Source organism: Mesorhizobium monacense (assembly GCF_056781675.1).
The window spans coordinates 5,881,540-5,901,594 of the sequence record NZ_CM165567.1 but is presented as its reverse complement, the minus strand read 5'-3'; the positions used below and the strand labels follow the sequence as shown (position 1 = coordinate 5,901,594).

Here is a 20,055-nt window from a genome sequence, read left to right as displayed (position 1 = left end):
AACCGCCCTAGCTTTCCGATGAACCGCCCCGGCTTCCCAGCAACCGAGCTTACCCGTTGACCTTGCCCGCCAAAAACCTGCTGGCCGAAGAGGCCAGCCCCTATCTGCAGCAGCACAGCGGCAATCCGGTGCATTGGCGGGCCTGGTCACCTGCCGCACTCGCCGAAGCCAAGGCACATGAGCGGCCGATCCTGTTGTCGATCGGCTACGCCGCCTGCCACTGGTGCCATGTCATGGCGCATGAAAGCTTCGAGAACGACACTGTAGCCGCCGTCATGAACCGGCTGTTCGTCAATATCAAGGTCGATCGCGAAGAGCGGCCCGACATCGACCAGATCTATATGGCGGCGCTGCATGCGATGGGCGAGCAGGGCGGCTGGCCCTTGACCATGTTCCTGACCCCGGACGGCAAGCCGTTCTGGGGCGGCACCTATTTTCCACGCGAGGCGCGCTATGGCCGTCCGGGGTTCATCCAGGTGATGGAGGCGGTCGACAAGGCCTGGCGGGAAAAGCGGGAGAGCCTCGCTCAAAGCGCCGACGGCCTGACCAGCCATGTCGAGGCAAGGTTGGCCGGCACCCACGGCAAGGCCGTGCTCGACCGCGACACACTCAGCGATCTCGCCGGCCGCATCGACGGCATGATCGACAGGGATCTGGGCGGCCTGCGCGGTGCGCCAAAGTTCCCCAACGCGCCGTTCATGCACACGCTCTGGCTGTCATGGCTGCGCGATGCACAGAACTCTCACCGAGACGCCGTCCTGCTCAGCCTCGAAAAAATGCTCGCCGGCGGCATCCATGACCATGTCGGCGGCGGATTGAGCCGTTATTCGACCGACGCCGAATGGCTGGTGCCGCATTTCGAAAAGATGCTCTACGACAACGCCCAGCTGATTCGCCTGTGCAACTGGGCCTATGCCGCGATCGGAAACGATTTGTTCCGGCTACGAATCGAAGACACGGTCGACTGGCTGCTGCGCGAAATGCGCGTCGAAGGCGGCGCCTTCGCCGCCAGCCTCGATGCCGACAGCGACGGCGAGGAGGGGCTTTTCTACACCTGGAGCAAGGACGAGATCGATTCCGAGCTCGGGGACGATTCGGCTCGGTTTTTCAAATACTTCACACTTTCGGCCCCGCATGGCTGGGAAGGCAAGCCAATCATCCACCAGACAGAGGCTCAGCAAAGCCAAAGCGTCGCCGATCGCGACCAGCTCGTCCCGCTGAAAGCAAGGCTGCGCGCCGCCAGGGAGCAGCGCATCAGGCCCGGTCGCGACGGCAAGGCACTGACCGACTGGAACGGCCTGATGATCGCGGCATTGGCTGAGGCTGGCCGCGCCTTGACCCGCAGCGACTGGATCGAGGCAGCGGCGCAGGCCTTCTCCCACATTGCCGGAGCGAGCCACGAAGGCCGTCTGCCGCATTCCATGCTCGGGGACAAGAAACTGTTCCCGGCGCTGTCCAGCGACTATGCCGCGATGACCAATGCGGCGATTTCCCTGTTCGAGGCTACCGGCGACTCGAGCTATATCGAGCGGGCCAGGCATTTCGTCGCCCAGCTCGACCTCTGGCACCAGGACAGTGAAAGCACCGGCTATTACCTGACCGCTTCGGACAGCGGCGACGTGCCGATCCGCATCCGAGGCGATGTCGACGAGGCAATCCCATCGGCCTCCAGCCAGATCATCGAAGCCCTGGTGCGCCTATCATCGGTCACCGCCGACCTCGACCTTTGGGAAAAAGCCTGGGCGACAGCAGAACACACGATGGGCCGGGCGGCACAACAGGCTTATGGCCAGGCCGGCATCGTCAACGCCTGCGCCCTGGCGCTCGAACCGGTGAAGCTGGTGCTTATCGACGATGAGGCGAGTCCAGGCCTCGTTCCGGTTGCGAATCGAAGTCCCGACCCGCGCCGGGTCGATATCGTCGTGCAGGTCGGCACCGAGGCGAATCGACCGACATTGCCCGGCGGTATCCTGCCGCCAACCGACAAGCTCGGCGCCTGGCTTTGCACCGGGCAGGTCTGCCTGCCTGTGATAATCGATCCTGACGAGCTCGAACGTGTCCTGCGTCGCCAACAGGATTAGGACGCCTCGCCTTCAACAGCCGAGGGCAACGCTGCTGCCCCGGTCGACGACCCAGCCAGCCGCTGTCTGAACAACAAATCCTTGGCAGCGATCACCGCTCCGATTGTGATCAGAACGCAGGCGAGCGCGACGGACCAGTGGAACACGCCGAAGCCTGCAAGCAGAAGCACGATCACCGAAAACAGCGGCGCGGCGTAGGACAAGGCGCCGAGGATCATGATGTCTCCGTGCTTGCAGCCATAGTCCCAAGCATAGAAGCCGGCGCCGAGCGGTATCGCGCCCAGCACGCCGATTGCGGTCCACTGCGTCAGCTTCTGAGGCCAGACTGTGGTTTCAAGCGCCAGATGCAGCGCGAAAGCAACGGTCGCCGTGATGAAGCAGTAGCCCGCCACCACATCGGTAGGCACCTGGCCGAAGCGACGCGACAGCACCGAATAGCCCGACCAGACGAAGGCGCAGAACAAGGCGATGACATGGCCAGGCATCACGCCATTGGCCAACCCGACCTGGCCGCCCTTGGTAATGACGACGATGGCGCCCACCAGGCCAAGGACGACACCCACCACATGGTGGGCTTTCAATCTCTCTCCCGGCAGGAAGGCGGCGAAGACAACGATGAGCAGCGGCCACAGATAGGCGATCAGGCTGACCTCGACGGGCGGCGCCGACTGGATCGCGAAGAAATAGGCGCAGTGGTAGATGCACAGTCCCGCAGCGCCTGTCGCCCAGACCGGCCATGGCTGCCGCAGCGACTGGATCGCTGCCGGGCGCAAGATCCAGCTGGTTGCGCCGACGAGCGCTCCGAGCAGGAATGTCATTGCTGCAAGCTGAAAGGGCGGGATAGGACCCGCTGCAGTCGAAAGCAGCGCCAGAAAGGACCAGGTCAGGATGGCCGAAAAGCCGACCAGGGTTGGGATTGTCTTCTTCACGTCGCTGCTTCCCACGTTCAAGACGCGAGTAGTGGCATAGAGATGGAGTTGCCCGCCGCCGCATACGGCCGCTCGGTATCGGGAATGCGACCTGATCCTGCGCAATAAAAAGCCCCATCCGGTTTCCCGGAATGGGGCTTCAATGCAGAGGCCGGAAAACTCCGGCCGGACCTCACGTATTCATCGAATCGAAGAAATCCGCGTTGGTCTTGGTCTGCTTCAGCTTGTCGATGAGGAATTCGATCGCGTCGGTGGTTCCCATCGGCGCCAGGATGCGGCGCAGCACGAAGATCTTCTGCAAGTCGGCGCGCGGGATCAGCAGGTCTTCCTTGCGGGTACCGGACTTGAGGATGTCCATGGCCGGATAGATGCGCTTGTCGGCCACCTTCCGGTCGAGCTGGATTTCGCAGTTGCCGGTGCCCTTGAACTCTTCGAAGATGACCTCGTCCATGCGGCTGCCGGTATCGATCAGCGCCGTCGCGATGATGGTTAGCGAGCCGCCTTCCTCGATGTTGCGGGCCGCGCCAAAGAAGCGCTTCGGCCGCTGCAGCGCATTGGCGTCGACACCGCCGGTCAGAACCTTGCCGGACGACGGCACCACAGTGTTGTAGGCGCGGCCGAGGCGGGTGATGGAATCGAGCAGGATGACGACGTCGCGGCCGTGCTCGACCAGCCGCTTGGCCTTCTCGATGACCATCTCGGCGACCTGCACGTGGCGCACCGCCGGTTCGTCGAAGGTCGATGAGATCACCTCGCCCTTCACCGAGCGCTGCATGTCGGTCACTTCTTCCGGCCGCTCGTCGATCAGCAGCACGATCAGATAGCATTCAGGATGGTTGGCGGTGATCGAATGGGCGATGTTCTGCATGAGAACCGTCTTGCCGGTACGCGGCTGCGCGTTGATCAACGCGCGCTGTCCCTTGCCGATCGGCGCGACCAGGTCGATGACGCGCGGCGAGATGTCCTTGCTGGTCGGATTCTCGATCTCCATCTTCAGCCGCTTGGTCGGATAGAGCGGCGTCAGATTGTCGAAGTGGATCTTGTGACGGATCTTTTCCGGATCGTCGAAATTGATGGTGTTGACCTTGAGCAGCGCGAAATAGCGCTCGCCTTCTTTCGGGCTACGGATCGGCCCTTCGACGGTGTCACCGGTCTTGAGTGAAAAGCGCCGAATCTGCGACGGTGAAATGTAGATGTCGTCGGGGCCTGGCAAATAGTTGGCATTGGCGGAGCGCAGGAAGCCGAAACCGTCCTGCAGCACTTCGACCACGCCATCGCCGATGATCTCGATATCCTGTGCGGCCAGCTTCTTCAGGATCGCGAACATCAGCTCCTGCTTGCGCATGACGCTGGCGTTCTCGACCTCGAGCGATTCGGCATAAGCGATCAGCTCTGGCGGCTTCTTGTTCTTGAACTCGGTGAGTTTCATTTCTTGCATTAGATGGACTCTGGGTAGGCTTTGGGAAAAATATCGGCGGGATGCGACAAATGCCGGGCGCGGCCGAAAGCGAAAAAGGGGCGGCGCATGACGGGAAGGAAGACCCGTCTTGTATCGTCGGTCCGTTGAAAGAGCAAGCCGCCTTTTGCGGGTCGGCGCGATATCAAAATGGCTTCACGACGACCAGGACGACGATGACGATCATCAGCAATGTGGGGATCTCGTTGACGATCCGCCAGTGCCTTGCCGGTTTTTCGTTCTTGTCCTCGGCGAATTTGCGCACCGCGCCGGCGAGATAGCCATGCAGCGCCGACAGCAAGAGCACCGCGGCGATCTTGGCGTGCAGCCAGCCGCCCTGGAATCCAAAACCTTTCCAGGCAAGCCAGAGGCCGAATACCCAGGTGGCGATCATCGCCGGATTGATGATCGCCCTGAGCAGCCGGCGCTCCATCACCTTGAAGGTCTCGGACTGGCCAGAACCCTTCTCGGCATCGACGTGGTAGACGAACAGCCGCGGCAGATAGAGCATGCCGGCCATCCAGGAGATGACGGCAATCACATGGATCGCCTTGGCCCAGGGGTAGAAGCCGTCTGGCGCCGCGAAAAAGAGCAGCGCGGTCAGCACGACCAAGGCGGCGATACCGATGGCCATGCGCTTCATCGCCTGGCCGGTGCGGTTGCTCATGTCGGCCATCAGCGTGTCGCGCTCCGCACCAGTTTCACCATTGCCTCGACATGTGCCACCGGCGTCTCCGGCGTGATGCCATGGCCGAGATTGAAGATCAGCGGACCATCGCCCAGCGCCTTCAGGATAGAATCAACGCCGTCGGCCAGCGCCTTACCGCCGGCCACCAGCCGCAACGGATCGAGATTGCCTTGCACCGCACCACCAGCTTGCAGCTCTTTCGCCATGCCGAGCGGTACGGTCCAGTCGAGGCCGAGGCCGGTTATCCCTGTCTTCTGGCGGTAATCGCGATAGCGCTCTCCAGCGCCCTTTGGAAAGCCGATGATCGGCACCTCGGGATGGATCGCCTTCAGCTGCCTGACGATCCGCGCAACCGGTTCGACGCAAAAAGCCTCGAAAGAGACGTCGTCGAGCACGCCCGACCACGAGTCGAAAATCTGCACGACATCGGCGCCGGCCTCGATCTGGCGGATGAGGTAGGCGGCCGAATGATCAGCCAGCACTTTCAGCAGCCGGGCAAAGGCCTCCGGCTCGCGATAGCCAAACAGCCGCGCCGGCGCCTGATCGGGTGTTCCATGGCCGGCGATCATATAGGTCGCCACCGTCCATGGCGCGCCACAGAAGCCGATCAGCGTCGTCTCGTCGGGCAGTTTCGCCCGCAGCCGGCGAACCGTTTCGTAGACCGGTTCGAGATTCACGTGAAACGTTTCGCTCTCCAGAGCCAAAATCTCCGCAGCCGTGATCGGCGTCAGCAGAGGCCCGCGACCCTCTTCGAAGCGCACGTCACGCCCAAGCGCATTGGGCACCACGAGAATGTCGGAGAACAGGATCGAGGCATCGAAGCCGAAGCGCTCGATCGGCTGCAGCGTAACCTCGACGGCGAGGTCGGGATTGTAGCAAAGATCGAGGAAGGATCCAGCCCGCTTCCGCGTCTCCCTGTATTCCGGCAGATAGCGCCCGGCCTGACGCATCATCCAGAGCGGTGGCGGAGACACCGCCTTGCCCTTCAATACGTCCAGCATGATCCGCTTGTGCCGCATGCAGCGTTCGCCTCTCCAGGCCTCTTTCTAAATCAAATATCTTATTTCTAAGAATCTTCTGATTCTAAGAGTCTGTTGGTTGTGGTGGTTGGCACCTGTCCAGCCTGACCGCCCAAAAGGCCAGTCAGCATATTGTCGCGTGCTTCTCCAGCGGGATTGCAGGACTTTGTGGAAGACTTGGAATCCATGACTGGAGTCAATGGCTTGACGTCAGCGCGAGGAAAATGGCTCTGTGGATGGAGGAAGGGTGAAAACGCCAGTCCCCAGACTTGTCCCCAGCCGCCCGACGAAGCCTACAGCACATCGAATTGTGGACAAACTGCCATCTGATACAGTCCCTCTTCGCCGGTCGTTTTCTCAGCCCCCGTTTATCCACATCCGCCCACAGCCTGGAACCAACCCCTGTGAACAAACCCCAGAGCTTCTTTCACCTCCACCTGATTTCGGATGCCACCGGCGAGACGCTGCTGGCCGCCGGTCGTGCGGCTTCCGCGCAATACAAGGACGCGCGCGCCATCGAGCATATCTATCCGCTGATCCGCACCGAAAAGCAGGTGGCCAAGGTGTTCGAAGACATCGAGGAGGAGCCGGGCATCATCCTCTACACCGTCGTCGACCAGAAGCTGGCGCGCGGCATCGACGAACGCTGCGCGGCCATGGGCCTGCCTTGCGTCTCGGTGCTGGAGCCGGTGCTCAGCGTCTTCCAGTCCTATCTCGGCACGCCGGCCGGCCGCCGCGTCGGCGCGCAGCACGTGCTCGATGCCGAATATTTCCGCCGCATCGACGCGCTCAACTTCACAATGGAGCATGATGACGGCCAGCTGCCGGCCAATATGGACGACGCCGATATCGTGCTGATCGGCATCTCGCGCACCTCGAAGACGCCGACCAGCATCTATCTCGCCAACAGGGGCATCAAGACCGCCAACATCCCGATCGTGCTCGGCGTGCCGGTGCCGGAGAGCCTGGTCAACGCCAAGACGCCTTTGATCGTCGGTCTGATCGCCACCGCCGAACGCATTTCGCATGTCCGCCAGAACCGCATCCTCGGCAACAGCAGTTCTTATGAGGCGACCGACTATGTCGATCGCGCCGCCATCACCGAGGAACTCGCCTATGCCCGCCAGATCTGCACCAGGCATGGCTGGCCGATGATCGACGTCAGCCGCCGCTCGATCGAGGAGACCGCCGCGGCGATCGTTGCCCTGCGGGGTAAGAATAGATAGATGGGCGAAGAGTGCGTTTTCCGAGTCTTCCTGGCGGAAATTCGGCGCCGCCCCTCACCTGCCTGCCGGCATCCTCTCCCCGTATAGTGACGGGGAGAGGGGCGCTGTCATCGATGGTTTCGCCAATCACCACCGTGGCCGGAAGGAGTTCCTGCGCCGAAGCTGCCCTTTCTCCCCGTCTCTATACGGGGAGAAATGTCCGGCAGGACAATGAGGGGCGGCGCCAACGTTACAGATTAACGCTCATACTCCAACCGCGCCTTTGTCTGCGCCCGAGTGCAAAATGACCGAGAAAATCATCCTCGCTTCGGGCAGCCCGTTCCGCAAGGCGATGCTGGTCCATGCCGGGCTCGAGATCGAGGCGGTTCCGGCCGATGTCGACGAGCGCGCGCTCGAGGCACCATTAAAAGACAGCGGCGTTTCTCCCGAGGATGTCGCCCTGGTGCTGGCCGAAGCCAAGGCGACCGAGGTCAGCGAACGCAAGCCCGGCGCGCTGGTGATCGGCTGCGACCAGACGCTGTCGCTCGGCGACGAGGTGTTCCACAAGCCCGCCGACATGGAAGGCGCGCGCCGCCATCTGCTGGCGCTGTCGGGCAAGACGCATCAGCTCAACAGTGCCGCCGTGCTCTGCCGCAACGGTGAGGTGCTGTGGCGCCATGTCGGTGTCGCCAGCCTGACCATGCGCAAGCTCGACCCGGCCTTCATCGGCCGCCATCTGGCGCGTGTCGGCGCCAAGGCGCTCTCCAGCGTCGGCGCCTATCAGATCGAGGGCGAAGGCATCCAGCTCTTCGAAAAGATCGAGGGCGACTATTTTACGATTGTCGGCCTGCCGCTGCTGCCGGTTCTGGCGAAATTGCGCGAGCTCGGAGCCATCGATGGCTGAGGCAGCAGCAAAAAAGGCTTTTGTCACCGGACATCCGATCGCGCATTCGCGGTCGCCGAAGATCCACGGTCACTGGCTGAAAAAATACGGCATTGACGGCAGCTACCGGGCGATCGACGTCGCGCCGGAGGATTTCGCCGCCTTTCTGAGCACGCTGCGCGACAACGGCTATAGCGGCGGCAATGTCACCATTCCGCACAAGGAAACCGCCTTCGCGCTGGTGGCGCGCCGCGACGAGGCGGCCGAAGTGATCGGCGCCGTCAACACGCTATGGTTCGAGGACGGCGCATTGTGGGGCGGCAATACCGACGGCCATGGCTTCGCCGCCAATCTCGACCAGCGCGCGCCGGGCTGGGCAGAAAATGGTCCGGCCGTGGTGCTCGGCGCCGGCGGCGCTTCGCGTGCCGTCATCCATGCACTGGTCGAGCGCGGCGTGAGCGACATCCGCGTCGTCAACCGCACGCTTGCGAGGGCGCAGGAGTTGGCTCGCCGCTTCGGCGCCGGGGTCTCCGCCCATGGCGAACAGGCGACCGGCGAATTGCTGGCCGATGCCGGCCTGCTCATCAACACAACAGCACTCGGCATGCATGGCAACGAGGCTCTCGCCGCCGATCCGGCCGGATTGCCCGACCACGCCATCGTCACCGACATTGTTTACGTGCCGCTGGAGACGCCGCTGCTTGCCGCGGCGCGCGCGAGAAATCTCAGGACGGTCGACGGGCTCGGCATGCTGCTGCACCAGGCCGTGCCCGGTTTCGAGCACTGGTTCGGCATCAGGCCGGACGTCACCGCCGAGCTCCGGCAGATGATCGTCGCCGATATCGGTGCAAAATGATGATCGTGCTTGGCCTCACCGGATCGATCGGCATGGGCAAGTCGACGACAGCAAAAATGTTCGCCGAGGCCGGCGTGCCGGTGCATGATTCCGACGAGACGGTGCATCGCCTCTATGCCGGCAGGGCCGCTCCGCTGGTCGAGGCGGCCTTTCCCGGCACAACCGATGCCGGCGTTGTCGACCGCACGAAGCTCGCCGGACGCGTGCTCGGTGACGCCGCAGCGCTGAAGACGCTGGAAGCGATCGTCCATCCGCTGGTGCGCGCCGACGCCGATGCCTTCCTGGCCAGGCACCGCGCCGCCGGCGCACCGCTTGCCGTGCTCGATATCCCGCTCTTGTTCGAGACTGGCGGGCGAAACCGCGTCGACAAGGTCGTGGTCGTCACCGCGCCGCCAGAAATCCAGCGCGCCCGCGTGCTGGCGCGGCCCGGCATGAACGAAGAAAAGCTTGCGGCGATCCTGGCCAAGCAGGTTCCCGACGCCGAAAAGCGCAAGCAGGCCGATTTCATCATCGACACCGGTGAGGGTTTCGAAGCCGCGCGCGCTGCGGTCGGGGCCATCATCGCCGAACTGACAGGGGATAAGCCCGGCAGGGACGGCTCCTGACACTACAGCGCCGCGCGTCCATTCGGACGCGCAAAGGACGCTGTAGAACTTTGATTTTGCGCATGATCCTTTCCGAAAATCGGTTCCGATTTTCGGGGATCATGCGTAGGCCTTCAGCATTGCCCATTGCCATTTTGTTCCGGTGTATGATTCTGCTCCTTTAGAGCGGACTGATTCGATGCGCGAGATCATCTTCGATACGGAAACCACGGGCCTCGACTCGCGCGAGGACCGCGTCATCGAGCTTGGCGGCGTCGAGCTGGTCAACCGCTTTCCGACCGGGCGCACCTTCCATAAATTCATCAACCCGCAAGGCAGGCCGATCCATCACGAAGCGCAGGCCGTTCACGGCATCAGCGCCGCCGACCTCGTCGGCAAGCCGACTTTTTCCGAAATCGCCGACGAGTGGTTGGCCTTCACCGACGGCGCCAAGCTCGTCGCCCACAACGCCAATTTCGATATCGGCTTCCTCAATCTCGAATTCGGCCGGCTCGACCATCCCGCCATTGATCCCGGCCGCGTCGTTGATACGCTGGCGCTGGCGCGCCGCAAGCATCCGATGGGGCCAAACTCGCTGGATGCGCTCTGCCGCCGCTACGGCATCGACAACGGCCACCGCACCAAGCACGGCGCCCTGCTCGATTCGGAATTGCTGGCCGAGGTCTATATCGAGCTCATCGGCGGCAAGCAGGCAGCGCTCATCCTCGACACGGTGGCGGTGCAGGTGAACGGCTCGGGCGATGTAGCCGACATCGACATCAGCATCGCCGCGAGACCAATCGCCCTGCCGCCGCGCCTGACCGAGGCCGACCGCACGGCCCATGCCGGGTTGGTCGCCACGCTCGGGGAGAAGGCGTTGTGGTTGAGGGTGGCCGGGAACTGAAGTAGCGATCCGTCGCGCCCCCTCTGTCCCTTCGACGTCTCCAACAAAAAAGCCCGGCGCGAAGCCGGGCTTTTCAACGCTACCGAGACGCTGCTCTCAGCTAACCTTCACCTTGGACGCCGCCTGGTCCTCGGCCAGCTTCTGCTGGAACATCTGCGCGAAATCGATCGGGTCGAGCATCAGCGGCGGGAAGCCGCCGTTGCGGGTCGCCTCGGCGATGATCTGCCTGGCGAAGGGGAACAAAAGCCGCGGGCATTCGATGAACAGGATCGGCAGCATGTGCTCCTGCGGGAAGCCGCTGATGGCGAACACGCCGCCATAGACCAGCTCGACGTTGAACAGCACTTCCTGGTCGAACGACGCCTTGGCGTTCAACGTCAAATTGACGTCGAACTGCTTGTCCGAGAGCGGATTGGCGTTGACGTTGACATTGATGGCGATGCCGGGCGCCTTGTCGCGGCCGCGCAGCGAATTCGGCGCGCCGGGGCTTTCGAAGGACAGGTCCTTCACATATTGGGCGAGCACGTTGAGTGCCGGCTGCGCTGCATTGTTGTTGCCATTGGCGGCGCCGACCGGCGCGTCATCTTTGCTGGCCATGAGCCTTTGTCCTTTTGCCTGGGCAGCAGTGCTGACCGGATTGAAACCGGGGGTTCGCTACCATGGTCGGCATGACAAGACAAGGTTTGCCGCCTTCGGCTCGTCCCCGGATCTGGATCGTGCCAGCTCTAATCGTCCTTAAGCCGGCGCCAGGGGGAATTGTGGTCCGGGCCTCGGTTGTAGTCGTCGGCGCGCGTATAATCGCCGTCGTCGAGATCGATGACCTTGTCGCGTGGCCTCGTCCGGAAACCGCTGCCGCTGAAGCTGGTCGCCAGCACGATCCGGCCTTTCAGCATCCGCCAGGCCAGGTCGCGCACCGGCGGCAGCAGCAACAGGATGGCGAAGACGTCGGTGATGAAACCGGGAATGATCAAAAGGATCGCCGCCAGCACGATCATGGCGCCATGCGCGAGCTGGCGGCTCGGATCGCGCCCGGCATCCATTTCGGCGCGCACGCGTGTCATGACGCCGAAACCCTGGTGGCGTAGCAGCAGGCTGCCGGCAATGGTCGAAGCCAGCACCAGGCCGACCGTCGCCAGCGCGCCGATCTGGCTGCCGACAATGACAAAACCGGCAATTTCCAGCAGGGGAAGCGCGAGCAGGAACAGGGGAAGCAACGAAATACGCAAGTCTTGGCCGATCATTTCCATGTTTTGCCGGCCAGCGCGCAATCGCCGCTGGCACCGGAGCTGTTAGATAGGTATGCCTGCCTTTGATTTGAATGATTGCGCCTAGCGTTCTATATGCTTTGAATGTTGAACGCTATGCGACTGTGGCCTCTCGGCTGGCCGGGGTTCGGTCTGGGCTGGGATTGAATTGGCGGAAGATATGGGTTTCTTCGACTTCGGCACGATTTTCTTTCTGATTGCGGCGGTTGTGATCTTTTTCCAGCTGCGCAACGTGCTGGGTCGGCGCACCGGAAGCGAACGCCCGCCCTTCGACCCCTATGCAGCGACCAGGACCCGCGAGGATGCCGCGCAGAAGTCCGAGAATGTGGTCTCGCTGCCGCGCAAGCGCATGCCCGGAGAACCGGCTGCCGACACCTATGTCGCGATCGACGCCTTCGCCAAACCCGACAGCGACCTCAACAAGGGCCTGCGGACCATCAAGGACAATGATCAGACCTTCGATCCGAAGACCTTCGTCGACGGCGCCAAGATGGCCTATGAGATGATCGTCATGGCCTATGCCGACGGCGATCGCAAAACGCTGAAGAACCTGTTGTCGCGCGAGGTCTATGACGGCTTCGTCGCCGCGATCGGCGACCGCGAGGCGAAGTCGGAGAAGATCCAGTCCTCCTTCGTCGGCATCGACAAGGCCGATATCGTTGCCGCCGAGATGAAGGGCGGCGAGGCGCATATCACGCTGCGCATCGTCAGCGAGCTGATCTCGGCAACCCGCGACAAGGCCGGCACCGTCATCGACGGCGATCCCGAAACCGTCGCCGAGGTCAAGGACGTCTGGACCTTTGCCCGCGACACGCGCTCGCGCGATCCGAACTGGAAGCTCGTCGCCACCGAAGAAGAAGACTGAACCCGGAACCAGCGGCGGACCTGTCGTGTCGCTATCTCCGGCTTTCAGCGAAACATCCTTTGACCGGCTCCCCGGCTGGGCCGATGACGACCATCTGGCTGCCTTTGCCGCCTTTCGCCGTTCGGCCTTCCATGTCCTGACAAAGCCCTATCGCACCGGCGCGCTCGGTGTCGATTTCGCCGCCTTCGCCGCGGCCTATGACGAGGCGCGCGCCGTTTCGCCGCCGAATCGATCCGAATCCCGAAGCTTCTTCGAACGTCACTTCGTCCCTGCCCGCATCGGCGCTGAAAATGGCGGCGCCAGCCTCGTCACCGGTTTCTACGAGCCGGAGGTCGAGGCCTCGCCGCTACGGACCGAACGGTTTTCGGTGCCTCTTCTGTCGCGCCCCGCCGATCTCGTCGATCTCGACGACGCCAACCGGCCGGCGGGCATGGACCCCTATCTCGCTTTCGCCCGCGATACGCCGAACGGTCCGGTCGAATATTTCGATCGCGGCGCGATCGAGCGCGGCGCGCTTGATGGCAAGGGCCCGGCAATTGCCTGGCTCGCCGACAAGGTCGACGCCTTCTTCGTTCATGTCCAGGGCGCGGCGCGGCTGAAGATGACCGACGGCCGGCTCTGCCGCGTCACCTATGCCGCCAAATCCGGCCAGCGCTTCACCGGGCCCGGCAAGATCCTGAGCGAAAGCGGTGAAATTGCGCTGGAAAAGGTGACGATGCAGTCGATCCGCGCCTGGTTCAAGGCGCATCCCGATCGCGTCGACGAGATCCTCTGGCAGAACCGCTCCTACATCTTCTTCCGCGAAGCGGCGGTCGACGATGCCAGCCTCGGCCCGATCGCCGCCGCCAAGGTGCCGCTCACGGCGGGTCGCTCGATTGCCGTCGACCGGCTGCTCCACACATTCGGCACGCCCTTCCATATCGACGCGCCGTCGCTGACCGCCTTCGACGCAAAGCCGTTCCGGCGGCTGATGATCGCGCAGGACACCGGCTCGGCCATCACCGGTCCGGCCCGCGGCGACCTGTTCGCCGGCTCGGGCGATGCCGCCGGCGAGATCGCCGGCGTCGTGCGCAATGCCGCCGATTTCTACGCGCTGCTCCCGCGTCCGCTCGTTTCGGCGACGGCGCCATGACCCGCCGCATCGACAGGCTGAGCGAGGACGACCGTGTCCTGTGGAACCTGGTGGCGCGCACGGCCAAGCCGCTGAAGGGCAAGGCCGCCGTTGTCATTCCGGACATCGTTGTCGACCCAAAGCCGACGCCGGTGCCCGCTGTCGGCAGTCCGGTCGTCGCCGCGAAACCGAAGACACAGCATGTTTCGCATGCGCTCGACGAACCGACGCTGGACAGGTTGAAGAAGGGCCGGCTGCCGATCGAAGGCCGCGTCGACCTGCACGGCCTGACCCAGGACGAGGCCTATTCGCTGCTGTTCTCGTTCCTGCATCGGGCGCATGCCGGCGGTATCCGTTATGTGCTGGTCATCACCGGCAAGGGCTCCTCGTCGGGCGGCGACGGCGTGCTGCGACGCTCGGTGCCGGCCTGGCTGTCGACGCCCGCCTTCCGGCCGCTGGTTTCCAGCCACGACCACGCCGCCCGCAACCATGGCGGCTCGGGCGCACTCTATGTCCGCATTAGGCGGGTACGTTCATGAAGCCGGGCCCATGACCCCATTCGGTGAAAAGCTGCGCGCGCTGCGAAACGAGCGCGGCCTCAGCCAGAAGGCGATGGCCGAGGCCATCGGTGTCAGCGCCGCCTATCTGTCGGCGCTGGAGCACGGCCGGCGCGGCGCGCCGACCTGGACGCTGATCCAGAAGATCATCGGCTATTTCAACGTCATCTGGGACGATGCCGAGGAGCTTGCCCGCCTCGCCGAAGCCTCGCATCCGCGCGTCAGGATCGACACGTCGGGCCTTTCGCCCGCCGCCACCGAGCTTGCCAATCTTCTGGCCGAAAACATCGAGAAGCTGGACGAAGCCGAGCTTCACCGCATCACTGCATCGATCCGCGCAGCACTTGGTCGGCGGGTGTAGTACGCAATTTACGCAAAGGGGACGCGAGTTCGCCCGCGCTGGCGCTGGCGTTCGCTTCGCCTGAACAGATGCCCGCCGGCGGACAGCCGGCGGACAACTGTCGTGAGATCATTTCTTGCCGGCCTGGCCGCCCTTGTCTCCACGGCCATTATCGCCACGGTCATGGTCGTGGCCATTTTTTCCACCGCCCAGGCAGTTCGAGTCGCCGGCACCGCAACACCGGCCGCTCCACAGATCGTTGGTCGAGGTGTTGGCGCAGCTGGTGACGGTCTGATCGGCCACAGCTGGCCCGGCCAGGGCCGACATCGCGACGGCGGCGAGAAAGGCATTACGCAGAAAAGCAGTCATTTGAAATCTCCACGGTTGGGTTACGGCAGTGTGTCGCCGGCCGGGAGGAAATGGTTCACGGAGACTGCGAAATCTGATCAGAGGCGATGCGGTGCGCGGCCATCCCATCGAGGGCAGCGCTGCCCCTCATCCGCCTGCCGGCACCTTCTCCCCGTATAGTGACGGGGAGAAGGTGATGGCCGCCGCGTTGGCGCCCATTCTGCAGCGTCGACGATTGGCGAAAACATCGATGACGGCGTCTTTCTCCCCGTCACTATACGGGGAGAAATGCCCGGCAGGGCAATGAGGGGTGGCGCCGACCTACGATAGCTATGGGGTGCGCTACATAAGGCGCTTGACGCGGCGTGCTTCGAACGCGTCGCGCCTGCGCTTACTGGACCGCGCCGACCAAAACCTGCTGGCCATCGCGGATCGAAACCCAGCGGCCGGTGTTGTCGATCGCCTGACGCTTGAGGAAGCGGTAGCCGGTCTCATCCCACGAGCGGACCTTGTCGGTCAGATTGTCGAGGACGTAGTCGCCCTTGTCGGTACGCACTGTCAGCACCGCATGGCCCTCGCCGTCCGCTTGCGGACGACGGTCATCAGGAGATCGGCGAGCGATATACCCATGCGATAGAGGTCGCGGCGCTTCTCCAGGACATAATCCTCGCAGTCGCCCAAGCCGCTGTCCGGATAGGCCCAGACTTCATCCTTGCCGTAGATGTCGTAGTCGCTCAGAGGCTTGACGGCGGCATTCACCTTGGCGGTGACGCTGGTCAGCTTGCGCCAGAGCGCATTGGTCATCCTGGCCGGCGCCAGGCTGCGCGGCCGGATCGAGCATTCGCCGGGATTGGACTTGCAGAAATCGTAATGTCCGATCGGTTGCGACGTCATCCCGCCGGTCGCCATCGCTCCCGCGGCCGACGCCGGTCCCACCCAGCATCCCGAAATCGCCAGCCCTGCGACTGCGCACAAACGCAGCGTCCGTGCCATCGGTGAGGAAATCATTGTCCCCGTTCGCCCTTGTTGTTAACGAAACGTTAAGAGCGATTTACAGTCCGTGTCAATTATGACTGTGGTCCGATTGATGGCATGGTTACTTTCACCATCCTGACAGCGGCGATTGTGCAACAGGACGATCCGGGCACGCCGGCGCCGCCGTTTCGACGCTCGGTTGCGCTTCTCACCTTCTAGTAGAGTCAGCTCTTGGCGGAGCGCACCAGCCTCGGCTTTGCGGCAACGCGGCTCTGGCGGCCATAGCTGGTGATGAAGTCGACGATGCGCGGCACGATCTCGGAGCGGAAGCGCGAGCCGTTGAAGACGCCGTAATGGCCGACCGCCGGCTGCATGTAGTGGGCGTGCCGGTCGGCCGGGATGTTGACGCACAGATCGTGCGCGGCCTGGGTCTGGCCGAGGCCGGAGATGTCGTCATTCTCGCCCTCGACCGTGAACAGCGCGACATTGCGGATCGCCGAGGTGTCGACCAACTCGCCGCGATGCATCATTTCGCCCTTGGGCAGGGCGTGGCGCACGAACACGGTGTCGACGGTCTGCAGATAGAATTCCGCCGTCAGGTCCATCACCGCCAGGTACTCGTCGTAGAAATCGCGGTGCTTCTCGGCATTGTCGCCGTCATGCTTCACCAGATGCATGAAGAAGTCCTTGTGGGCGATGATGTGGCGGTCGAGGTTCATGCTCATGAAGCCCGACAGCTGCAGGAAGCCAGGATAGACCTCGCGGCCAAAACCCGGAACCGGCCAGGGCGCCCGCATGATGACGTTGTCGCGGAACCAGCCGATGCCCTTCTCTTCGGCCAGCAAATTGACCGCTGTCGGATTGCGGCGGGTGTCGATCGGGCCGCCCATCAGCGTCATGGTCGAGGGCACGAAGGGGTCGCCGCGCTTTTCCATCAGCGCCACCGCCGCCAGCACCGGCACCGAGGGCTGGCAGACCGCCATGACATGGGTGTCTGGGCCGAGCGCATGGAACATGTCGATGATGTAGTCGATATAGTCGTCGAGGTCGAAGCTGCCATCGGCCTCCGGCACCATGCGGGCGTCGACCCAGTCGGTGATGTGCACGTCGGCGTGCGGCAGCATCGCTTCGACCGTGCCGCGCAGCAGGGTCGCGTAATGGCCCGACATCGGCGCCACGATCAAAAGCTTCGGATCGGGCTTGCGTCCGGCGGGGACCGCGCGTTCGAAACGGACCAGATTGCAGAACGGCTTCGACCAGACGGTCTTTTCGGTGACGTCGACGCTTTTCCAGTCGACGACGGTCTTGGCCAGCTCGAACTTTGGCTTGCCGTAACGGCGCGTGGTGCGCTCGAACAATTCGGCGGTCGCCGCGACCGAGCGGCCAAAGGACGTGTGCGAGATCGGATTGAGCGGATTGGTGTAGAACATCCGCACCGCATCGGCATAGAACCGGGCGGGCTGCACTGCCGCATGGTTCATTTCGTAGAGCTGGTAGAACATCAAGAACCCCGCTGCTGCATCCGACCGAAGGGACGACGAGCAGCGCCGAGCCTTGAATCTCTCGCGGCGAGGTTAACAACTAATTGCTGCGATGCAATACGTCACTTGCCGTGACCAATGCTTCTTTCGTCCAAGGTGTTGAAAATCCGCCTTGAATGGCCGAGCCGGCTCACGGTGCGTCGCGAAGTGTGTAGGAAATGTGTCCGGCGCGTGTCGCCCGACAGCAGACCATGATCCCCAAGTCTTCGGAAAAGATCATGGTCCAGGAGATAGTGGCGTCAGACGCGCGCCATGCAGACGGCGGTATGACCCGAGCCGATGAAGCCGAGCTGGCTGGCGGCGCCCTTCGACAGGTCGAGCACACGGCCCCTGATGAACGGACCGCGATCGTTGATGCGCACGACGACGCTGCGGCCATTGTTCTTGTTGGTCACCTTCAGCTTTGTGCCGAAGGGCAAGGTGCGGTGCGCGGCGGTCATCGCCGAGGGGTTCATGCGCTCGCCGGAGGCTGTGCGGGAGTGCAGCGCGTACCAGGAGGCACGGCCGCACTGGGCGGCCGCGGAGGAGGTGGAGGCGCCGACCATCAGGCCAGCCGCTACCGTTACCGCGACAAGCGCGGTTTGCTTGGTTTTCAACATGTTGGGGGAATGGCTCCGTTTAGACAGACCCCAGCCGTTAAGGAACGATTAAGGCACGAAATGCGGCAATGATCTGGCGGTTCCGTGGCGGAAGCACACGTTTGGAGTCGGCGGGAAACAGTTTGTCATGAGTCTTCCCGCATCGGGCAGCTTATCTGTGATGAACATCACGCCGGTTCCCAGTCAGCTCTGGCAAGATCGAGCGTTAATAAGCAAGTAGAGATGGACGCGATCGGATCGCTTCCTTTGGCTCTTTCATTGCCGCAGTGACGCTGTTGACGATCGACTTGGAAAGGGAATTCCACCGATGCGGTTGATGAGGAATTTGCTGGCGCTGATCGTGCTCGCCATCGGCCTGCTGTGGTCGCTGCAAGGCATCGGCCTTGTGCCGGGAAGCTTCATGAGCGGCCAGTCGCAATGGCTCTACATCGGTCTCATCACCATGCTGGTCGGCCTGCTCGGTCTGGTTTGGGCAAACCGCTCGCGCATCTGACTGGGCCGGCCTGCGAGTTCGCCCACTGGCTCGGTGGTGCTGATAGAACTGGCGATCCTTGCCCTTGAGATCGCCAAGCTCGATGCGGCCCGCCACCGAAGCGCGACCATTGCCGCCGCTGACGACCATGACCGTTGGCAAGGCCGGCGCCGCATGTCCGGTTGGACAGACGGCGCCCGATGGCTTCAGGCTGCCTTTGCCGCCGGCTTGGCCGCCTTGACGTGAGTGACGCTACGGCGTCCGTCGACGCTGATCGGCACATCGCCGTCGACGGTGGCGCGGCGCACGATCCGGTGCTGGCTTCCATAGTCATTCACCGCATAATGCTGGGTGGCTCGATTGTCCCAGATTGCGACGTCGCCAGCATGCCACCGCCACCGCACGGTATTCTCGGGGGTGGTCACATAGGTTTGGAACAACTCGTAGAGTTTCGAGGAGTCGCTCTTTGATAGACCGACAAAGCGCTGGACGAAGTTGCCCAGCAGCAGCGAACGTTCCCCGGTTTCCGGATGCACGCGCACAACAGGGTGCTCGGTTTCGTAGATGGTCGAGGTGAAGACCTCCTCGAAATGTTTCTTTTCCTCGACCGTGGCGCGAGGACGAACGGCAGCGTAGTCGTAGGCATTGCTGTGAATGGCCCAGAGATTGTCTGCTAATAATTTGAGCGGTGTCGGCAGGCTTTCATATGCGGCATGTGTGTTGGACCAAATGGTATCGCCTCCGGCCGGAGGAATGACGACGCCGCGAAGGACGGAGAACTTCGGATAGGCGTCCACGAACGTAACGTCGGTGTGCCATTGGTCCGCGCGGCCTCCGCCCCGGCTCGAATCCAGATTGAGGATGGAAGCGGTGCCTGCCAGCGGCCCTTGCGTGGGATGAGGCACAAGATCCCCCAGGCGCCGCGCGAACAGTTCATGCTCGGAATCGTCGAGATGCTCTTGAGAACGGAAGAAGATGACTTTGTGCTTCAAAAGAAGCTGATTGATCGACGCTATGGTGGCATCTGACAGGTTTCCAACAAGGCGAATGCCTCTGATTTCCGCTCCCACGCGGGCGGTCAGCGGAATAGCATCGGTCGCGGGAATGATCTGGTCGGTAGGGGCCGGGTTGCTCACAGGTATCTCCTCGTTTCTTTTGGGGGGAAAAGGCAGGTCAACTGAGGTTGATCACTGGGACCAATATTGCCAGGCCCAGTAAAAGCCTTCGTCGCGCGGCGGCAGGCGGTCGCGCTCGGCATCGAGCTGCACCGGTGCCGGCGATCTCGGCTGATGTTCAAGCGGCCGGCTCTCCCTGGTCCAGGCGAGCAGCCAATTGCCGAAATGGGCGAACAGCATGGCTGTGGAATGGGTCATCGTC

General features: G+C 62.9%; 22 protein-coding genes and 1 pseudogene. 11 read left to right on the top strand and 12 right to left on the bottom strand.

Going from position 1 to position 20,055, the window contains the following annotated elements:
* Nucleotides 1-56 precede the first annotated feature (56 nt).
* Nucleotides 57-2,081, top strand: coding sequence for a thioredoxin domain-containing protein (locus AC1RUK_RS28255; RefSeq protein WP_481838006.1), 2,025 nt, complete (start codon nucleotides 57-59; stop codon nucleotides 2,079-2,081).
* Here the strand turns inward: AC1RUK_RS28255 and yddG are convergent.
* The 4 genes from yddG to hemE all read right to left on the bottom strand — a co-directional run bounded on the left by yddG (nucleotide 2,078) and on the right by hemE (nucleotide 6,173).
* Nucleotides 2,078-3,010 (bottom strand): aromatic amino acid exporter YddG, encoded by a 933-nt coding sequence (gene yddG / locus AC1RUK_RS28250; protein ID WP_481838007.1) that lies wholly within the window; start codon nucleotides 3,008-3,010, stop codon nucleotides 2,078-2,080. The genes AC1RUK_RS28255 and yddG overlap by 4 nt on opposite strands.
* A gap of 172 nt (nucleotides 3,011-3,182) precedes the next feature.
* Nucleotides 3,183-4,448 carry a transcription termination factor Rho gene (rho, locus tag AC1RUK_RS28245; RefSeq protein ID WP_436169978.1) on the bottom strand — a complete coding sequence of 422 codons (1,266 nt, stop codon included), beginning with the start codon at nucleotides 4,446-4,448 and terminating at the stop codon, nucleotides 3,183-3,185.
* A gap of 163 nt (nucleotides 4,449-4,611) precedes the next feature.
* Entirely contained in the window at nucleotides 4,612-5,142 is a 531-nt protein-coding gene (gene hemJ, locus AC1RUK_RS28240) for a protoporphyrinogen oxidase HemJ (protein WP_481838008.1), read from the bottom strand.
* Complete coding sequence (hemE, locus tag AC1RUK_RS28235) at nucleotides 5,142-6,173, bottom strand: uroporphyrinogen decarboxylase (RefSeq protein WP_481838009.1); 1,032 nt, start codon at nucleotides 6,171-6,173, stop codon at nucleotides 5,142-5,144. Before hemE ends, hemJ begins: the two co-directional genes overlap by 1 nt.
* A 404-nt stretch (nucleotides 6,174-6,577) precedes the next feature.
* Here hemE and AC1RUK_RS28230 point away from each other — a divergent pair, with 404 nt between their 5' ends.
* The 5 genes from AC1RUK_RS28230 to dnaQ all read left to right on the top strand — a co-directional run bounded on the left by AC1RUK_RS28230 (nucleotide 6,578) and on the right by dnaQ (nucleotide 10,605).
* Nucleotides 6,578-7,399 carry a pyruvate, water dikinase regulatory protein gene (locus AC1RUK_RS28230; RefSeq protein ID WP_481838010.1) on the top strand — a complete coding sequence of 274 codons (822 nt, stop codon included), beginning with the start codon at nucleotides 6,578-6,580 and terminating at the stop codon, nucleotides 7,397-7,399.
* Between the two features lie 283 nt (nucleotides 7,400-7,682).
* The gene (locus AC1RUK_RS28225) at nucleotides 7,683-8,282 is read left to right on the top strand and encodes a Maf-like protein (RefSeq protein ID WP_481838011.1); all 600 of its coding nucleotides are present in this window, start codon (nucleotides 7,683-7,685) and stop codon (nucleotides 8,280-8,282) included.
* Nucleotides 8,275-9,117: a shikimate dehydrogenase gene (locus tag AC1RUK_RS28220; protein ID WP_481838012.1), complete on the top strand. Its 843-nt coding sequence runs from the start codon at nucleotides 8,275-8,277 to the stop codon at nucleotides 9,115-9,117. The genes AC1RUK_RS28225 and AC1RUK_RS28220 overlap by 8 nt, the downstream gene beginning before the upstream one ends.
* Nucleotides 9,117-9,722, top strand: coding sequence for a dephospho-CoA kinase (gene coaE / locus AC1RUK_RS28215; protein ID WP_481839371.1), 606 nt, complete (start codon nucleotides 9,117-9,119; stop codon nucleotides 9,720-9,722). The genes AC1RUK_RS28220 and coaE overlap by 1 nt, the downstream gene beginning before the upstream one ends.
* Nucleotides 9,723-9,900: 178 nt before the next feature.
* Entirely contained in the window at nucleotides 9,901-10,605 is a 705-nt protein-coding gene (gene dnaQ / locus AC1RUK_RS28210; RefSeq protein ID WP_481838013.1) for a DNA polymerase III subunit epsilon, read from the top strand.
* Nucleotides 10,606-10,701: 96 nt separating this feature from the next.
* On the opposite strand, the gene secB is transcribed toward dnaQ, so the two are convergent.
* Both secB and AC1RUK_RS28200 read right to left on the bottom strand, forming a co-directional pair.
* A complete protein-coding gene (gene secB / locus AC1RUK_RS28205) occupies nucleotides 10,702-11,202 on the bottom strand; it encodes a protein-export chaperone SecB (RefSeq protein WP_436169985.1) in 501 nt (166 codons plus the stop codon).
* A gap of 128 nt (nucleotides 11,203-11,330) precedes the next feature.
* Complete coding sequence (locus AC1RUK_RS28200; RefSeq protein WP_481839372.1) at nucleotides 11,331-11,831, bottom strand: FxsA family protein; 501 nt, start codon at nucleotides 11,829-11,831, stop codon at nucleotides 11,331-11,333.
* Between the two features lie 199 nt (nucleotides 11,832-12,030).
* On the opposite strand from AC1RUK_RS28200, the gene AC1RUK_RS28195 reads away from it, so the two are divergent.
* The 4 genes from AC1RUK_RS28195 to AC1RUK_RS28180 are packed head-to-tail and all read left to right on the top strand — an operon-like array spanning nucleotide 12,031 to nucleotide 14,764.
* A complete protein-coding gene (locus AC1RUK_RS28195) occupies nucleotides 12,031-12,735 on the top strand; it encodes a Tim44/TimA family putative adaptor protein (protein WP_481838014.1) in 705 nt (234 codons plus the stop codon).
* Between the two features lie 25 nt (nucleotides 12,736-12,760).
* Nucleotides 12,761-13,867, top strand: coding sequence for a murein transglycosylase A (gene mltA, locus AC1RUK_RS28190; protein ID WP_481838015.1), 1,107 nt, complete (start codon nucleotides 12,761-12,763; stop codon nucleotides 13,865-13,867).
* Nucleotides 13,864-14,385, top strand: coding sequence for a Smr/MutS family protein (locus tag AC1RUK_RS28185; RefSeq protein WP_481838016.1), 522 nt, complete (start codon nucleotides 13,864-13,866; stop codon nucleotides 14,383-14,385). Before mltA ends, AC1RUK_RS28185 begins: the two co-directional genes overlap by 4 nt.
* A 10-nt stretch (nucleotides 14,386-14,395) precedes the next feature.
* Entirely contained in the window at nucleotides 14,396-14,764 is a 369-nt protein-coding gene (locus tag AC1RUK_RS28180; RefSeq protein ID WP_481838017.1) for a helix-turn-helix domain-containing protein, read from the top strand.
* 108 nt (nucleotides 14,765-14,872) lie between these two features.
* Here AC1RUK_RS28180 and AC1RUK_RS28175 read toward each other — a convergent pair whose 3' ends face one another.
* The 4 genes and pseudogenes from AC1RUK_RS28175 to AC1RUK_RS28160 form a co-directional block, all read right to left on the bottom strand.
* Nucleotides 14,873-15,112 (bottom strand): hypothetical protein, encoded by a 240-nt coding sequence (locus tag AC1RUK_RS28175; protein WP_481838018.1) that lies wholly within the window; start codon nucleotides 15,110-15,112, stop codon nucleotides 14,873-14,875.
* Between the two features lie 370 nt (nucleotides 15,113-15,482).
* A pseudogene (locus tag AC1RUK_RS28170) lies at nucleotides 15,483-16,099 on the bottom strand (transglutaminase-like cysteine peptidase).
* A gap of 191 nt (nucleotides 16,100-16,290) precedes the next feature.
* The gene (locus tag AC1RUK_RS28165) at nucleotides 16,291-17,568 is read right to left on the bottom strand and encodes a polyhydroxyalkanoate depolymerase (protein WP_481838020.1); all 1,278 of its coding nucleotides are present in this window, start codon (nucleotides 17,566-17,568) and stop codon (nucleotides 16,291-16,293) included.
* Between the two features lie 278 nt (nucleotides 17,569-17,846).
* The gene (locus tag AC1RUK_RS28160; RefSeq protein WP_481838021.1) at nucleotides 17,847-18,206 is read right to left on the bottom strand and encodes a septal ring lytic transglycosylase RlpA family protein; all 360 of its coding nucleotides are present in this window, start codon (nucleotides 18,204-18,206) and stop codon (nucleotides 17,847-17,849) included.
* 307 nt (nucleotides 18,207-18,513) lie between these two features.
* On the opposite strand from AC1RUK_RS28160, the gene AC1RUK_RS28155 reads away from it, so the two are divergent.
* Nucleotides 18,514-18,699 (top strand): hypothetical protein, encoded by a 186-nt coding sequence (locus AC1RUK_RS28155; RefSeq protein ID WP_481838022.1) that lies wholly within the window; start codon nucleotides 18,514-18,516, stop codon nucleotides 18,697-18,699.
* Nucleotides 18,700-18,884: 185 nt separating this feature from the next.
* Here the strand turns inward: AC1RUK_RS28155 and AC1RUK_RS28150 are convergent, their stop codons facing one another.
* Both AC1RUK_RS28150 and AC1RUK_RS28145 read right to left on the bottom strand, forming a co-directional pair.
* Entirely contained in the window at nucleotides 18,885-19,814 is a 930-nt protein-coding gene (locus AC1RUK_RS28150; RefSeq protein WP_481838023.1) for a TauD/TfdA dioxygenase family protein, read from the bottom strand.
* A gap of 51 nt (nucleotides 19,815-19,865) precedes the next feature.
* Nucleotides 19,866-20,051 carry a hypothetical protein gene (locus AC1RUK_RS28145; protein WP_481838024.1) on the bottom strand — a complete coding sequence of 62 codons (186 nt, stop codon included), beginning with the start codon at nucleotides 20,049-20,051 and terminating at the stop codon, nucleotides 19,866-19,868.
* Between the last annotated feature and the right edge of the window lie 4 nt (nucleotides 20,052-20,055).

Coding starts and splice junctions, on each gene's coding strand:
- rho (WP_436169978.1), bottom strand. CDS start 4,448: ATGCAAGAAATGAAACTCACCGAGTTCAAGAACAAGAAGCCGCCAGAG.
- hemJ (WP_481838008.1), bottom strand. CDS start 5,142: ATGGCCGACATGAGCAACCGCACCGGCCAGGCGATGAAGCGCATGGCC.
- hemE (WP_481838009.1), bottom strand. CDS start 6,173: ATGCGGCACAAGCGGATCATGCTGGACGTATTGAAGGGCAAGGCGGTG.
- AC1RUK_RS28225 (WP_481838011.1), top strand. CDS start 7,683: ATGACCGAGAAAATCATCCTCGCTTCGGGCAGCCCGTTCCGCAAGGCG.
- AC1RUK_RS28220 (WP_481838012.1), top strand. CDS start 8,275: ATGGCTGAGGCAGCAGCAAAAAAGGCTTTTGTCACCGGACATCCGATC.
- coaE (WP_481839371.1), top strand. CDS start 9,117: ATGATCGTGCTTGGCCTCACCGGATCGATCGGCATGGGCAAGTCGACG.
- dnaQ (WP_481838013.1), top strand. CDS start 9,901: ATGCGCGAGATCATCTTCGATACGGAAACCACGGGCCTCGACTCGCGC.
- secB (WP_436169985.1), bottom strand. CDS start 11,202: ATGGCCAGCAAAGATGACGCGCCGGTCGGCGCCGCCAATGGCAACAAC.
- AC1RUK_RS28195 (WP_481838014.1), top strand. CDS start 12,031: ATGGGTTTCTTCGACTTCGGCACGATTTTCTTTCTGATTGCGGCGGTT.
- AC1RUK_RS28185 (WP_481838016.1), top strand. CDS start 13,864: ATGACCCGCCGCATCGACAGGCTGAGCGAGGACGACCGTGTCCTGTGG.
- AC1RUK_RS28180 (WP_481838017.1), top strand. CDS start 14,396: ATGACCCCATTCGGTGAAAAGCTGCGCGCGCTGCGAAACGAGCGCGGC.
- AC1RUK_RS28175 (WP_481838018.1), bottom strand. CDS start 15,112: ATGACTGCTTTTCTGCGTAATGCCTTTCTCGCCGCCGTCGCGATGTCG.
- AC1RUK_RS28165 (WP_481838020.1), bottom strand. CDS start 17,568: ATGTTCTACCAGCTCTACGAAATGAACCATGCGGCAGTGCAGCCCGCC.
- AC1RUK_RS28160 (WP_481838021.1), bottom strand. CDS start 18,206: ATGTTGAAAACCAAGCAAACCGCGCTTGTCGCGGTAACGGTAGCGGCT.
- AC1RUK_RS28155 (WP_481838022.1), top strand. CDS start 18,514: ATGCGGTTGATGAGGAATTTGCTGGCGCTGATCGTGCTCGCCATCGGC.
- AC1RUK_RS28145 (WP_481838024.1), bottom strand. CDS start 20,051: ATGACCCATTCCACAGCCATGCTGTTCGCCCATTTCGGCAATTGGCTG.